Genomic DNA, 13,761 nt, shown 5'->3' on the forward strand with positions numbered 1-13,761 from the left:
TCAATGCTCTGTTCACAGTTTAAACCTTCAAGTTACTTGAAGGTCAATAGAGAATTAAAAAATAGGTAACTGAATTATTGTGTTTCATGCCAATTTGTAATGATACGAGTCCTACATCTTATTGCTTTGTTTTTTCATTATAGGAATTTGAATTTCTGTTACTTGTTCCTCTGGATTGTCTGTTACAGACCAATCAATTAATGCAATCTCAATCGCATCTCCACTTACTTCGTACCCTTCTTGATCAATATATTTCATTAACTTCTTATATGTTTCATCCGTTTCTTCATATGGTCCATGATGATATACACAGGCAAACATGCCTTCTTTAATTTCATCTGAACTATGTATTTGAAAAGGCATGTAATCCAAAAGAATAAAAACACTGCTATATGCTTGAAACTCATTTTGCATTAATCCTTTTTTTGCCACCGTTACACCGATATCTCCAGAAAATAAGCTATCATCCATTTGTCTCATATTTTTTTGCAATGAATGAATATAGTACTCAAACATATCATCCGTCGTATTCGGGGCAACCGCAATGGCTGTAATTTTTCGCTGCGGGATCTCTTTAATTACCATTTGTTCAGCTTTTGCTTTTGTTGCTTCCTTAATTAAATGAATTCTATGCTCCATTTTCGCCAAAGCGTACTCAATTTCTCTTTGTTTTTTCAACATCATTTCTTGTTGTTTTTCCAGTAAATTGAGTGCGTATGCTGGATTTCTTTCATCAATATATTTCTTAATTTCCTTTAATGGAATATTTAATTGGCGTAAAAATTTAATCGTATCTAATAGTGAAAATTGATCGATTGTGTAATAGCGATAATTTGTTTGCGGGTCCACAATGGACGGATGAAAAATCCCCTTTTCATCATAGTAGCGTAAAGTAGATTCCGCTATATTATGCATTTTTGCCATTTCTCCAATTGTAAAACGTTTATTTAATAACATATACCCTTCTCCAATTCATAAAAAATGTAGCCTTATTTCTTCTTATTATATAGTGATTCCCTCCATACCTAAATCGAATCCTATCATGAAAATCTGCTATTTTTTCATTGATTTTTCATACATTTTATTATATATTAATTACAGGTTCAAATCACAAGTTCAAAAGAACTTGTAATCAGACCCTTTGTTTAATGGGTTTTACATATTTTCATTAGGCAAATTCCGAGAAATCGTATGATAAAAATAAAAATGATGAGGAGAGGATCCGATGGAATTCGAATTTTTCTTTCAAATTGCACTTATTTTATTAAGTACAAAGCTTGCCGGTGATCTTAGTGTTAGATTAGGTCAACCTTCTGTACTAGGTAAATTAATTGTCGGTATCGTTATCGGTCCAGCTTTATTAGGTTGGATTGAAAATTCAGAGCTTCTAACACAATTAAGTAATGTCGGTGTTATTCTTTTAATGTTTATGGCAGGACTTGAAACAGACTTAGAGGAATTAAATGCAAATCGTAATTCTTCTTTAGCTGTTGCACTTGGAGGTATCATTCTACCATTCGTAGGTGGTTACGTTTCTGGTCTTGTTATGGGAATGGAACAAGGAAATGCTGTATTTTTAGGATTACTTCTATGTGCGACAAGTGTTAGTATTTCCGTACAAACACTTCGTGATTTAGGAAAGATGAAAACACGTGAAAGTACAACGATGCTTGGCGCTGCTGTATTTGATGACATTCTTGTTGTTATTTTATTAGCATTTGCAATGAGCTTCTTAGGTACAGACGATGTTAACTTAACAATGGTTATCTTGAAGAAAGTTGTATTCTTCGCTTCTATTATTTTAATCGGATGGAAAGGTGTTCCTGCGATTATGCGCTGGTTATCACCACTACGCGTATCTGAGTCTATCGTGAGCGCGGCTCTTATCATCTGTTTCTCATTCGCATATTTCGGCGAACTATTAGGAATTGCTGGTATTATCGGTGCTTTCGCAGCTGGTATCGCTATTTCTCAAACGAACTACAAACATGAAGTAGAAAAGAAAGTAGAACCAATTGCTTACGCTATGTTCGTTCCCGTGTTCTTCGTAAGTATCGGTATGAATATTACATTTGACGGTATTGGCAATCAAATTTGGTTCATCCTAGCATTAACAATAATCGCTGTATTAACGAAACTAATTGGTTGTGGATTTGGTGCACGAATGACTGGATTTGACGCTAAGTCTTCTGCAATTATCGGTGCTGGAATGGTTTCTCGTGGTGAAGTTGCACTTATCATCGCAGGAACAGGACTTTCTTCAGGCCTATTAGCACAAGATTACTTTACAGCTATCGTTATTGTCGTTATTTTAACTACAATGATTACACCACCAATGTTAAAATACACTTTTGGTGCAAAAGATAAAGCGATGAAAGCAAGTAAATAAGTTTCATATAATAAAAGGAGATTGCTATCTTATAAGATAGCAATCTCCTTTTTCGTTTTATCTTTAAACAATTTTATTCGTTTTTAACCATTTTTCAAAAATAATTCGTGCTTCTTCATCATCCATATCATTACTAAATGAATACACCATAATGCCGTAATCATCTATATATTCACCTAGCTTCATTTTCTCCACTTTCTTGTAAAAATCGTCTACCTCATAGTGCGGAATATAAGCATCCCAAACTGGCTCATTTATTCTTTTGTACGCCGTCACTTCTAAATCGTATCCATCTTCATAATACCCGATGTGATAATGTTGACTAGGCTCATATTTCTTCATAAAAAAACCTCCTACTAAACAAAAGCGAGCTGTAATATACAGCTCGCTTCATTCATTAAATACGTTCCATCGCTGTCTTCAACGTTCCAACAACAAAAGCAATTTCTTCACTTGAAATAACAAGCGGTGGTGCTAATGTTAAGACGTTATTATATCCTGCTGTTGTCATGCCGTTTCGTCCAATAATTAAACCTTTTTCTTTACAAGCATTTACAACACTTGCAATTTTGTCGTTATCAATTGGCTCTTTCGTCTCTTTATCATTTACTAGTTCGATTCCAACTAGTAGACCTTTCCCTCTAATATTCCCAACAAGTGGATGCTCTCCAATTTCTTCTTTTAATTGCTCTAATAAAAGCGAGCCCATTTGTGCAGATCGCTCAATTAAATTTTCATTTTCCATAATCTCCAAGTTTTTAAGCGCTAATGCACAAGCCGCAGGATTTCCACCAAATGTATTAATATGACGGAAGAATTCATATTCTCCCTTCCCTTTAAATGCTTCATATATTTCTTTTTTCACAGCTGTCGCTGATAACGGTAAATATGCACTCGTAATCCCTTTTGCCATCGTAATAATATCCGGCTGAACGTCATAATTCATAAATCCAAATGCTTTTCCTGTACGTCCGAAACCACAAATCACTTCATCGCTAATGAGCAAGGCACCGTGTTTTTGACACGTTTCATGAACAGCTTTCATATAGTCTTGTGGCGGCATTAAAATGCCTCCGCCCGTAATAATTGGTTCCATAATAAAAGCTGCAATCGTTTCACTTAATTCCCATGTCATAACGCGATCTACTTCTTTTACACATTCTACATCATAAATGTTCTCTCTTTCTATTTCAGGCATACGATAACAATCTGGCGGCGTTACATGTAAAAATCCTGAAGCAAATGGCTCATATTGATATCTACGCTGTGCTTGTCCCGTCGCTGCCATCGTTGCCATTGTATTTCCATGATATCCGCGGTAACGTGACATAAATTTATAACGATGCGGTTCACCTTTTTGAGCATAGTATTGCCTTGCTATTTTAAAAGCCGTTTCGTTCGCTTCCGAGCCACTATTAGAGAAGAAAATAACATACTCTCCTCCAAGCCACTCATTTAATTTTTCTGCAAGCTTTATAGCTGGTTCATGCGATTGTGACATTGGAAAGTATGATAATGTTTGTAATTGCTTATATGCCGCCTCTGCGAGCTCTTTTCTGCCATATCCACTATTCACACACCAAAGACCACTCATACCATCTAAATATCTTTTCCCTTCTATATCTTCAACCCAGCACCCTTCTGCTTTTGCCCCTACCATTGTACTATTTGGACTAAAGGGACGCATTCCGTGCCAAACATATTGCTCATCTTTTGCTAATAATTCATCAGTCTGTTTCGTTTTCATCATTTCTTCCACCTTCCATAACAACTTATTTTTCACAAAAGCTGCGCTGGTGCCATGATGATTTAATTTTCTCCCTGCTTATTTTCATTCCACAAAATTAAGACAAAATCCTACTTACAATACAGTAATATTTACAAGAAAAAAAGAGCTTTTCTTATATATCGAAAAGCCCTTCTCTTTTTAATGTGACGATGCATCACTAACACCATGACCTGTATTAGATTTCACAAGAATCTCATCAAATTTCGCAGCATCTTCTTTCTTACTAGATAACACGGTTCCTAAATATGCTGCAAGGAATCCAAGCGGAATTGAAATAATTCCAGGTGTCGTATATGGGAATATCGATTCCCCAACAAATATAGCTTTTCCAGCTACAGGGTTCCAAACATTTGGACTTAACGCTACAAGAACAATTGCTGATACAAGACCAACAACCATACCCGAAATGGCACCTGTTGTATTGAAGCGCTTCCAATATATTGTGAATAATATAACTGGTAGATTTGCACTCGCTGCAACTGCAAATGCTAATGAAACTAAAAATGCTACGTTCAATGTTTGAGCAAATAACGCTAGTATAATGGATAATACCGCTACTCCAATAGACGCATAGCGAGCCATTGACACTTGCTCTTTTTCCGTTGATTTCCCCTTGCGAATAATTTCATTATAAAAATCATGTGCGAATGCTGATGCTGCTGTTAATACAAGTCCTGCCACTACCGCTAAAATAGTTGCAAAGGCAATTGCTGATACGAAAGCAAATAAGAAATCTCCACCTAACGCTTTAGCTAATAAAGGTGCTGCCATATTACCAGCAGGGTTTGCTTTCATAATTGCCTCATTTCCTACAAACGCCGCTGCTCCAAACCCTAAGAAAATCGTCATAATATAAAATGCGCCAATTAACCACGTAGCGTATACAACAGATTGACGTGCTGTTTTTGCATCACGTACTGTAAAAAAACGAACAAGAATATGTGGCAATCCAGCTGTACCAAGAACTAGTCCTAAATTTAAAGACAGTGTATCAAGACCATCCTTATACTTTACTCCTGGATTTAAAAACGAATCTTTTAACGGAGTAGCAGTTTTCATTTGCGCGAACATTTCAGTCACACTAAAATTAAATTTGGAGAAAACAATAACAGAAATAATAAATGTACCAGCCATAAGTAATACGGCCTTAACAATTTGTACCCAGCTCGTCGCAGTCATGCCGCCAAAAATAACGTATACTGTCATTAATGTACCAACGATTAAAACGGATGTCGTATATTCGATCCCTAATAATAATTTAATAAGTGCACCAGCCCCAACTAATTGTGCAATCATATAAAAAATCGAAATCGTCATCGTATTAAGCGCTGCAACGCCGCGAACTTTTTTCGCATCAAAACGTGCCGCAATCATATCCGCTAACGTGTACTTCCCTAAATTTCTAAGCGGTTCTGCAACAAGGTATAGAACAACTAAATAAGCAACTAAAAAGCCGATACTATAAAAGAATCCATCAAACCCAGTTAATGCAATTGCTCCTGCTATACCAAGAAATGATGCAGCAGACATGTAATCTCCCGCAATGGCCAGACCATTTTGCCAACCAGTTAATCCCCCTCCAGCTGTATAAAACTCACTCGCATTTTTCGTTTTCTTCGACGCAAAATAAGTTATGACGAGTGTACCAAGAACGATGATTAAAAATAGTGCAAAAGCGGTTATATTCAAAGTCAGCCCCTCCCTTTTTGCATATCTTGTAGAATTTTTTGCGAGATTTCATCGAAGGATTCTGCTTTTTTGCTATAAATCATACATAATGACCACGTCATGATAAATTGCGCAAATGCAAACACCCATGCCCACGTAACATCCCCAAATGCTGGTGTATTGAGTACCTTTGAATACGATGTTAAAATAGGTAATGCAATAAAAAAGCTTAAAAAGAAAATACTCATCGGAACGATAAACTTCTTTTTCGTATTTAATAGCAATTGAAATTCTTCTGACTGAACAACCTCTGTATAATTCACTTCATTTTGTAACTTACGTGCTGACGTATCATCTCTTTTCATTCCCATTCCCCTCTCTTACTGAAAATACAATTCCCCCTTGTATACCTAAAGACTAAATTTTATAAATATTCAGAAACTTATTTCCATTTTAGACAATCCATACATTCCTGCAAAGATTTTTCGATAGACATTTTTCGGCAATTTCCCCTAAATTTTTAATATACTTTTTCAACATAAAAATTACGTACTTCAATCTCATACCAGTTAAGATTTGATGCCCATTAAAACAGAATAAAAAAGTAGTGCTTATCGCACTACTTCTGTCTTTTTCTCTTTTTCTAAATTACGAGCTGTTTCGCTTAATTCAACGTCTTTCCCATCTTTAAGCGTTCCAAATATGAAATCGAATACTGGATTTGAAACACCAAACCAAAACTTTTCATTTTTATAATGGTGTAATATGTGCTGTTTTTTTAGCCATCTTCCAAACTTAGTGAACGGACGAATCGGCTTATGTGCAATATAATGTTTCCATTCATAAACGAGAAGCATGATAATCATTCCAATTCCAAATGAAAGTGTAATAGTAGCACTTTTTGTTATACCATATGCTATAAGTAAATATAGAGTAAAGCTAGGTATACTAAACCATACAGGCAAAAACAATAGTTTTAAATCATCTGGATATACATGATGATCATAATGTAATCTTCTTAACATTTTTAATAAAAATACGTTTTTAGGTGGCTTTAAATGGAATAAAAACCGATGTGTCATATATTCGTTAAGCGTATAAAAAACAATCCCAAACAAACACGCGAACATACCGATCCATGTAAAAAATTGCATTTTTAAAATAATGATGAAAATAAATAAAATACTATACATAATAACGATATCATGTTGTAAAAAGAACTCTTTCCCCACTCTCTTCATCTTCCTTCCCCCTTTTCCAAAAAAACAGCCGCAACATATCGTTACGACTATTTCTTTTATTTTTTATTTTATTCTATTCACTTTACAAATTTGCCTGCTGCTCTATTGTCGAGAAAAAATTGTTCGATCCAAATATATTTTGCTTTGGAATAATATGTTCCACCGCAAACACTGTTACTTCTCCTCTTTGTACCTCTCCAATAATGAGCCCAAATATTTCATGATTTAGCGCAAACGTTGGTTGCTTTGTTTGTAGTAATCTTGCTGCATTATGAAATACCGCTTCATATAGTGGATTCCTATCAGTAATTTCTTTTCGAATTTTTGGTGCTAACGTAATAATAATTTCTTTTCCGTCAATAGTGGTTCGATACATAAAAATCTCCCCTTCAATCTTATGTGAACAACTGTAAAGCTTTGTATGCAAAATGGATAGAATATCCTACTAAAATAATACCGGCTCCGGCTGTTATATAGCCAAGTGCTTTTTGCTTTAATAAAGTTCTGCCAAAATGGACAGAAAAAGCAATATTTAAATTCCATAATATAATGCCAACGATAATACAGAGACTGTACAAAAAGGCTTCTTGTTTCGTTACCTTCGTAAGCAATGAGCTAAGTGTACTTCCGTATATCCCAAACCAAAAAACAAGATTTAATGGATTGGATATCGCAATTAAAAAACCTGCCATAAACGATTGTTTAAGGCCACCTACCTCTTCCTTTTTATATTCCATATTCGTGTGGGAAATTCCTTGTTTTACACTTTGAAATCCTAAATAAAATAATAAGAAAAACCCTGTGCAATACATAAAAGCTTGTACATATGTATACATAAACACAGAAGATAAACCGAAATAGATGAGAAGCATAAACAAAATATCTGCAGTCATCCCACCAATTCCAACAACCCACGCATGCCAAAAACCTCGTTCAATTCCTCGTTTTAACATTTCAATATTAATCGGACCTACTGGTGCAGCTAATGAAATACCTAATACAATTTGTTGTATAATCGCTCCAAACATCGCTCTATCCTTTCTACTTCCTTTACTATTAAGTAATGATGTAATGATTAAAAATAGACTAGCTTTCATCAAAATATTTACTACTAAAATACCCTTTTTTATCCAAAATATGCAAAAGAGCCATCTGGATGATGGCTCTTACTTTTCTAACTTATGAAGAAAAGGACATTTTCCTTTTATCGGCTCTACATCGTCTCCTATGAAGTATTGTTTCCATTCGCGATGATCTGGATCACCATAATGACTAATGTTAGGGTGTTTCGGCAGCTGATCCCACTTTTCAACTCGATCTCGGACCGTTTGTCTTGAATATGCTCCTTTAGGGCGATCCCCTTCTAATCCATCAAAGATGGTACGCGGTTGAAATCCAATAACGAGAGAATTTCCTAAATGCCTAGTTTTTCGTTGTTTATAAGCTGGCGCATTTCCAAATGCGAATATCGGTTCACCACCAAATGAAAATTCCCATAAGTAATGGTCTGTGTCTTCAGGAATTTGCTTCGGCCATGTTTGGTCATCGTTTTCATGTAAATATTGTAGTACTTTCCAAAAGTAATCACGATAATATTCCAGTGGTTGTTCCTCACATTCCGGTTCCACAAAAAGAAAGAATCCTCTTCTTACAATTGGGCGCTCTTTCATTAACTCTAAAAAAGATAACATTGTATGTGGCAAATGACTCCAATCATTATGAGAGAGAAATGAATAACGAAGTTCATTCTTTTTTAAAGCTGTTAAGCCGAAATAACATGGGAAAGTTGGTTCTAGCACGACACTCGAAAAATTTTGAAATTCTTTTGTAACCCAATTTGGTATGTCAGTTCTCGTTCTCATTCCTTCATTATCTAATAAATAAGACTCATTCATTCTTTCACCTCATTATGTATAGCATTCAATTAAGAATATTACATACTCGGCCTGTCCTATACCTATTTAAAAATTCGGCCGGAAAATTATTTAAAAATACAAAAAAATAAAATCGCTTACTTGACTAATTTCTACCAATTCGTGTATATTTAAATTAATCATTTAGCAGAATATTCAAGATTATAGCATTTTTAGTTTATATTATCTTTCAAATGAATTTCACTAAATGAAAAAAGCAAATGTTTTTAGGAGGAATTGTAACATGCAAGGAAAAGTAAAATGGTTTAACAACGAAAAAGGTTTTGGATTTATCGAAATGGAAGGCGCTGACGATGTATTCGTACATTTCTCTGCTATTCAAGGTGACGGCTACAAAGCTTTAGAAGAAGGTCAAGAAGTATCTTTCGATATTACTGAAGGAAACCGTGGACCTCAAGCTGCTAACGTAGTAAAACTTTAATCCAACATATAACAGGAGGTTACCTTACTTGGTAACCTCCTTTGTTATTCCTTTGTATATTTCCGTTTTACAGAGCAAAAACTATGTGAAATGCGCAATATACAAAGGAGGAAGTAATAATGGGATCAGAAGTAAATGATTTTGAAGAAGTGAAATTCCGTGTAGAAACAGCACAAAAAATGGTAGGGTCAGCGACAATTTCAATGGATCCAGATACATTAGAGCATGCGACTACTGCTGTAGAAGCCGCTCGCTCTCAGCTTGAAATTATGAAATCTGTTGCGACAGATTTAGATGAGCCATTTTTAATGAATGAGGAAAAGAAATTAAGTAAATGCGAGCATCAACTAAACGAAGCAAGACACTAAAAAAGATCCAGAGAATTTTCTCTGGATCTTTTTTCATGATAACTGTTCTCCATACTTTTTCAATGTTTCTCCAACTGTACATTGTCGTATACAAAATGAATGAGCGTAATACTTACTATTTGTCTTTCGATTATGTTCTCGCAAGAAACACCCTTCACAATACGTTTCTAATAAGTCATTTACCTCTGTAATGAGTTGCTTTTTATCCACCTTTGCACCTCTCTATTCGGTTATTTCTTTATGACTATCAATGACTGTTCCTTCTAATGCTTGCGTAGCTAATTGATGCGCTTCTTTATTTTGTTTTCTAGATATCGGCTCACATACAAGTTTTAATTTCATTTGCTTCGCTTTTTGTTCAATTTGATCTAAGTAATGATTTAAATGCTCATCATAACAAGGCCATTCTCCAGCCAATTGCTGCAGTACAACTTGAGAATCGCCGCGAAGTGTAACTGCTTCATACTTAATTCCGAATTCCTCGAGTATATTCATGCCATGTAGTAATGATGCATATTCCGCTTCATTATTATCATATATACCTTCTATATATGCATTACGGCGAATTCGGTATTTTGTATTTCCTTTTTTATAGTATACACATATACCTACTCCAGCTTCTTTCGTCTGTACATCATAACCGCCATCAAAATAAACGAGTATTTCTTGGGGCTCTTCCTCCACTTGTTTACTCAACTTTTTCATTTCCTTTAATGACCATTCTGCATCCATTTCATCATAAAATGATAGTTCTTTCACTCTTCCTGTTTTCTCGAAATCCTCTGCAAATTGCAATACATCTTCTATGTTCATATAATCTGTCGTTAATTCCGTCTGCAATCCGGTCTTTGTTTTATACAACCAATGAATTTTATATTTCATACTAGATTCCCCTTATATAAGACTTCTTATATGTAGTCAGCTAATGAAAGCCTCACTTTATTTTATTATATTGTATCAAGAGTCACAGCATTATATTCAATATGATTACATACAAAAAGAGCTATCCCTATAGGAATAGCTCTTTCATCTATTGCATAAATCTTTCAAATTGTACTCGTTTATTAATCCAGTACATTACAGGCATACCAATTGCCATGACAACAAATTCACCGATTGCACATGTTAACCAAGTCAACATAAATGGTAAATCAAATGCAAGATGAAGCTCAATTGCAATCATAAACATTGTAATTGTAAAAATCACTGTATTAAAAATCATACGAGCCCAAACACCTTTAATAAATCGCATAGAAATAATCGTTGCAACTAATGCAAGAATAGATTGCCCCACTCCAAATACTAAATCGTAAGCGATCATTGGTGAGAAAAAGAGATTTGTTAAAAATACACCTAATACAATTCCGTAAATTGCTTTCTTATTAAATACAACAAGATGATTAAACATCTCTGAAATACGAAACTGTACATTCGTAAAGCCAAATGGCTGAATAAGCATAGAAACAGCAATATATAATGCCGCTAAAATACCATTACCGACTAATGTTCTAATATTCATGACAAAATCTCCTTAGTTTTTTTACGTGGGATGGTTTCGAACCACGTTATTCGTTTTTTAAGCAACAAGATTATATTGTACGCAATACACACTCTTTCGTCAATAGATTCCTATCATTAACTACCTTTTTTCTTTTGGACAACGTATAATAAAACATATGAAAGATTTAGGAGGTTTCACTTCATGACAGCAACAATTCAAAATGAAAAAGTAATCGTTTCCATTTCTGACAAAGGTGCAGAATTACAAAGCGTTCGCTTAAAAGAAGATAACACTGAATACTTATGGCAAGGCGATTCTACTTATTGGGGGCGCCGCTCACCAATTCTATTCCCAATTGTCGGCCGATTAGTAGATAATACATACTACGTAGATGGTAAACCATATTCTTTAACACAGCACGGCTTTGCTCGTGATCTTACATTCTCTGTAAAAGAACAAAGTGAAACGAAAATCACTTATATTGTAACTAGTAATGAAGAAACATTAAAAAAATACCCATACGAATTCGAATTACTCGTTTCTTATGAGCTAGACGGACAAATCGTTCATGTAACATATGAAGTAAATAACCCTACTTCAAAAGAGATGTTCTTCTCAATCGGAGCACATCCTGGTTTCAACTTCCCCTTATTAGAGGGCGAATCATTTACAGATTATCATTTATCATTTAATGGTTCTGAACGCTTAGAAACAAGCGTATTAGAAGGACCTTACCTTTCAAGTAAAAAGCAATTAATCGCTGAAAATACGAATGAATTACCACTTACATACGATTTATTCAAAAATGATGCGCTTATTTTTGAAAATATGAATACGGATGAAATCTCTATTCGTTCTCATAAACATAATAAATTTGTAAAAGTAGAATTTGATGGCTTCCCATTTGTTGGCGTATGGACACCAGGCGAGAACGCACCTTTCTTATGTATTGAACCTTGGTACGGGATTGCTGATGAAGTAAATCCAGCAAAAGATTTCAAGGAAAAAAAAGGAATTCAATCTTTACAAGCGAATGAAACATTTACATGTCGTTATAGTATTACAATCGGCTAAGTTACTCTATCCCCTACTTCAAAGAAACATATAAGTAGGGGATCATCTTATAATTTGGAGGTTTCTCATTTTGATTGAAGTATATATTGATGGTGCATCAAAAGGAAATCCTGGTCCTTCTGGTGCTGGAGTGTTTATTAAAGGGGTGCAACCAGCTGTACAATTATCATTGCCCCTTGGGACAATGTCCAATCATGAAGCAGAATACCACGCTTTACTTGCGGCATTAAAATATTGCACGGAGCATAATTATAACATTGTCTCTTTTCGTACAGATTCGCAACTTGTCGAGCGAGCTGTCGAAAAAGAATACGCAAAAAACAAAATGTTTGCACCACTATTAGAGGAAGCATTACAGTACATAAAAAGTTTCGATCTCTTTTTTATTAAGTGGATTCCAAGTAGTCAAAATAAAGTTGCTGATGAATTAGCTAGAAAAGCTATCTTACAAAATTAACGGGGGTATGAGTGTGAAAAAAGATTGGGTTGCTCCTCTTGCGTTATTATTTGTCTCTTTTATTTGGGGAGCTACGTTTGTTGTCGTTCAAAATGCTATGTCTTTCGTTGGTCCATTTACTTTTAATGGTATTCGCTTTTTATTCGCTGGAATTATTTTATTATTCGTTCAAATGATTTTCTCAAAAAAAGCTTCAAAACAAGATATAAAACAGAGTAGCTTCGCTGGATTAATTGTTGGATTCTTTTTATGTATTGGCTATGTATTACAAACATTCGGCTTACTTTATACAACTTCTTCAAAAGCTGGTTTCTTAACAGGGCTTAGTATCGTTATGGTACCAATTTTGTCTTTTATCTTTTTAAAACAAAAAGCTACCATTTTTATCGTAATGGGCATTGCTGTAGCAACAGCAGGTTTATACTTATTAACGGCTGGTGATTCTTTTCAATTAAACATTGGAGATATACTCGTTCTCGGTTGTGCAGTTGCTTTCGCTGCCCATATTCTTGTTAACGGCTTCTTCTCTAAGAAAATATCACCTTTATTGTTAAGCACGTCGCAAGTATTAGCTGTCGGTATGTTTTCTTCTATTTGCGCTTTTTTGTTTGAAGATTGGGAAAAATTATTTTCAGTGGCACTATGGACGAATTCTTCCTTTTTATTCGCTCTATTTCTAACTTCCCTATTTGCGACATCCATTGCTTTTTTTATTCAAACATCAGCACAAAAACATACGTCTCCAACGAGAGTAGCAATCATTTTCGCAATGGAGCCCGTTTTTGCTGCCTTAACAGGCGTTCTCGTTGCAAACGAACAACTTTCTGTCTCTGCTATTATCGGATGCCTATGTATTTTCCTAGGCATGGTTTTTGTTGAATTACCTTCCAAAACAAAAAAAGAAGCGCAGGCTGCATGA

General features: G+C 34.9%; 18 protein-coding genes and 1 riboswitch. Of the genes, 6 read left to right on the forward strand and 12 right to left on the reverse strand.

Translation table 11 applies throughout. From position 1 onward, the window contains the following. Positions 1 to 111 precede the first annotated feature (111 nt). Entirely contained in the window at positions 112 to 957 is an 846-nt protein-coding gene (locus tag MNO09_RS22865; RefSeq protein WP_000925911.1) for a MerR family transcriptional regulator, read from the reverse strand. 268 nt (positions 958 to 1,225) lie between these two features. Between MNO09_RS22865 and MNO09_RS22870 the strand changes: the two genes are divergently transcribed. Then, complete coding sequence (locus tag MNO09_RS22870; RefSeq protein ID WP_000393879.1) at positions 1,226 to 2,389, forward strand: cation:proton antiporter; 1,164 nt, start codon at positions 1,226 to 1,228, stop codon at positions 2,387 to 2,389. A 63-nt stretch (positions 2,390 to 2,452) separates the two neighbouring features. On the opposite strand, the gene MNO09_RS22875 is transcribed toward MNO09_RS22870, so the two are convergent. The 8 genes from MNO09_RS22875 to MNO09_RS22910 all read right to left on the reverse strand — a co-directional run bounded on the left by MNO09_RS22875 (position 2,453) and on the right by MNO09_RS22910 (position 8,982). Continuing rightward, positions 2,453 to 2,731, reverse strand: coding sequence for a DUF3986 family protein (locus MNO09_RS22875; protein ID WP_070168614.1), 279 nt, complete (start codon positions 2,729 to 2,731; stop codon positions 2,453 to 2,455). Positions 2,732 to 2,786: 55 nt separating this feature from the next. Beyond that, positions 2,787 to 4,136 carry an aspartate aminotransferase family protein gene (locus MNO09_RS22880; protein WP_140399215.1) on the reverse strand — a complete coding sequence of 450 codons (1,350 nt, stop codon included), beginning with the start codon at positions 4,134 to 4,136 and terminating at the stop codon, positions 2,787 to 2,789. A 180-nt stretch (positions 4,137 to 4,316) separates the two neighbouring features. Then, the gene (locus tag MNO09_RS22885; protein ID WP_001027731.1) at positions 4,317 to 5,867 is read right to left on the reverse strand and encodes a solute symporter family protein; all 1,551 of its coding nucleotides are present in this window, start codon (positions 5,865 to 5,867) and stop codon (positions 4,317 to 4,319) included. Between the two features lie 2 nt (positions 5,868 to 5,869). Beyond that, positions 5,870 to 6,211: a DUF485 domain-containing protein gene (locus MNO09_RS22890; RefSeq protein WP_000817375.1), complete on the reverse strand. Its 342-nt coding sequence runs from the start codon at positions 6,209 to 6,211 to the stop codon at positions 5,870 to 5,872. Between the two features lie 246 nt (positions 6,212 to 6,457). Beyond that, positions 6,458 to 7,087: a sterol desaturase family protein gene (locus MNO09_RS22895; RefSeq protein WP_000832139.1), complete on the reverse strand. Its 630-nt coding sequence runs from the start codon at positions 7,085 to 7,087 to the stop codon at positions 6,458 to 6,460. A gap of 82 nt (positions 7,088 to 7,169) precedes the next feature. Further along, positions 7,170 to 7,463, reverse strand: a complete 294-nt coding sequence (locus MNO09_RS22900; protein WP_000286360.1) for a hypothetical protein — start codon at positions 7,461 to 7,463, stop codon at positions 7,170 to 7,172. Positions 7,464 to 7,482: 19 nt separating this feature from the next. Then, positions 7,483 to 8,115: a LysE family transporter gene (locus MNO09_RS22905; RefSeq protein WP_000466561.1), complete on the reverse strand. Its 633-nt coding sequence runs from the start codon at positions 8,113 to 8,115 to the stop codon at positions 7,483 to 7,485. Positions 8,116 to 8,253: 138 nt separating this feature from the next. Next, positions 8,254 to 8,982 (reverse strand): YqcI/YcgG family protein, encoded by a 729-nt coding sequence (locus MNO09_RS22910; protein WP_001005944.1) that lies wholly within the window; start codon positions 8,980 to 8,982, stop codon positions 8,254 to 8,256. 262 nt (positions 8,983 to 9,244) lie between these two features. Between MNO09_RS22910 and cspB the strand changes: the two genes are divergently transcribed. After that, positions 9,245 to 9,442: a cold shock-like protein CspB gene (gene cspB / locus MNO09_RS22915; protein ID WP_001161731.1), complete on the forward strand. Its 198-nt coding sequence runs from the start codon at positions 9,245 to 9,247 to the stop codon at positions 9,440 to 9,442. A gap of 119 nt (positions 9,443 to 9,561) precedes the next feature. Further along, a complete protein-coding gene (locus MNO09_RS22920; RefSeq protein WP_000534395.1) occupies positions 9,562 to 9,810 on the forward strand; it encodes a DUF2564 family protein in 249 nt (82 codons plus the stop codon). Positions 9,811 to 9,843: 33 nt separating this feature from the next. Here the strand turns inward: MNO09_RS22920 and MNO09_RS22925 are convergent, their stop codons facing one another. From MNO09_RS22925 to MNO09_RS22935, 3 genes are all read right to left on the reverse strand, one after another. Then, positions 9,844 to 10,020, reverse strand: a complete 177-nt coding sequence (locus MNO09_RS22925; RefSeq protein WP_000358801.1) for a zinc-finger domain-containing protein — start codon at positions 10,018 to 10,020, stop codon at positions 9,844 to 9,846. 12 nt (positions 10,021 to 10,032) lie between these two features. Next, entirely contained in the window at positions 10,033 to 10,692 is a 660-nt protein-coding gene (locus MNO09_RS22930; protein ID WP_000875563.1) for a ribonuclease H family protein, read from the reverse strand. A gap of 148 nt (positions 10,693 to 10,840) precedes the next feature. Continuing rightward, complete coding sequence (locus MNO09_RS22935; RefSeq protein WP_001026468.1) at positions 10,841 to 11,329, reverse strand: QueT transporter family protein; 489 nt, start codon at positions 11,327 to 11,329, stop codon at positions 10,841 to 10,843. A 6-nt stretch (positions 11,330 to 11,335) separates the two neighbouring features. Continuing rightward, a riboswitch (PreQ1 riboswitch) is annotated at positions 11,336 to 11,380 on the reverse strand. 132 nt (positions 11,381 to 11,512) lie between these two features. Here MNO09_RS22935 and MNO09_RS22940 point away from each other — a divergent pair. The 3 genes from MNO09_RS22940 (at position 11,513) to MNO09_RS22950 (ending at position 13,761) form a co-directional block, all read left to right on the forward strand. Then, positions 11,513 to 12,385, forward strand: a complete 873-nt coding sequence (locus MNO09_RS22940; RefSeq protein ID WP_000127425.1) for an aldose 1-epimerase family protein — start codon at positions 11,513 to 11,515, stop codon at positions 12,383 to 12,385. 70 nt (positions 12,386 to 12,455) lie between these two features. After that, a complete protein-coding gene (locus tag MNO09_RS22945; RefSeq protein ID WP_000573873.1) occupies positions 12,456 to 12,842 on the forward strand; it encodes a reverse transcriptase-like protein in 387 nt (128 codons plus the stop codon). Positions 12,843 to 12,855: 13 nt separating this feature from the next. Beyond that, positions 12,856 to 13,761 (forward strand): DMT family transporter, encoded by a 906-nt coding sequence (locus MNO09_RS22950; protein WP_000711191.1) that lies wholly within the window; start codon positions 12,856 to 12,858, stop codon positions 13,759 to 13,761.

This window comes from Bacillus sp. N5-665, assembly GCF_022637375.2.
Lineage (GTDB): Bacteria > Bacillota > Bacilli > Bacillales > Bacillaceae_G > Bacillus_A > Bacillus_A wiedmannii.

Excerpts from the sequence above, each read along its gene's own strand:
- MNO09_RS22895 (WP_000832139.1), bottom strand. The coding sequence starts at position 7,087 with ATGAAGAGAGTGGGGAAAGAGTTCTTTTTACAACATGATATCGTTATT.
- cspB (WP_001161731.1), top strand. The coding sequence starts at position 9,245 with ATGCAAGGAAAAGTAAAATGGTTTAACAACGAAAAAGGTTTTGGATTT.
- MNO09_RS22940 (WP_000127425.1), top strand. The coding sequence starts at position 11,513 with ATGACAGCAACAATTCAAAATGAAAAAGTAATCGTTTCCATTTCTGAC.
- MNO09_RS22905 (WP_000466561.1), bottom strand. The coding sequence starts at position 8,115 with ATGTTTGGAGCGATTATACAACAAATTGTATTAGGTATTTCATTAGCT.
- MNO09_RS22880 (WP_140399215.1), bottom strand. The coding sequence starts at position 4,136 with ATGAAAACGAAACAGACTGATGAATTATTAGCAAAAGATGAGCAATAT.
- MNO09_RS22910 (WP_001005944.1), bottom strand. The coding sequence starts at position 8,982 with ATGAATGAGTCTTATTTATTAGATAATGAAGGAATGAGAACGAGAACT.
- MNO09_RS22920 (WP_000534395.1), top strand. The coding sequence starts at position 9,562 with ATGGGATCAGAAGTAAATGATTTTGAAGAAGTGAAATTCCGTGTAGAA.
- MNO09_RS22870 (WP_000393879.1), top strand. The coding sequence starts at position 1,226 with ATGGAATTCGAATTTTTCTTTCAAATTGCACTTATTTTATTAAGTACA.
- MNO09_RS22930 (WP_000875563.1), bottom strand. The coding sequence starts at position 10,692 with ATGAAATATAAAATTCATTGGTTGTATAAAACAAAGACCGGATTGCAG.
- MNO09_RS22935 (WP_001026468.1), bottom strand. The coding sequence starts at position 11,329 with ATGAATATTAGAACATTAGTCGGTAATGGTATTTTAGCGGCATTATAT.
- MNO09_RS22875 (WP_070168614.1), bottom strand. The coding sequence starts at position 2,731 with ATGAAGAAATATGAGCCTAGTCAACATTATCACATCGGGTATTATGAA.
- MNO09_RS22890 (WP_000817375.1), bottom strand. The coding sequence starts at position 6,211 with ATGAAAAGAGATGATACGTCAGCACGTAAGTTACAAAATGAAGTGAAT.
- MNO09_RS22900 (WP_000286360.1), bottom strand. The coding sequence starts at position 7,463 with ATGTATCGAACCACTATTGACGGAAAAGAAATTATTATTACGTTAGCA.
- MNO09_RS22865 (WP_000925911.1), bottom strand. The coding sequence starts at position 957 with ATGTTATTAAATAAACGTTTTACAATTGGAGAAATGGCAAAAATGCAT.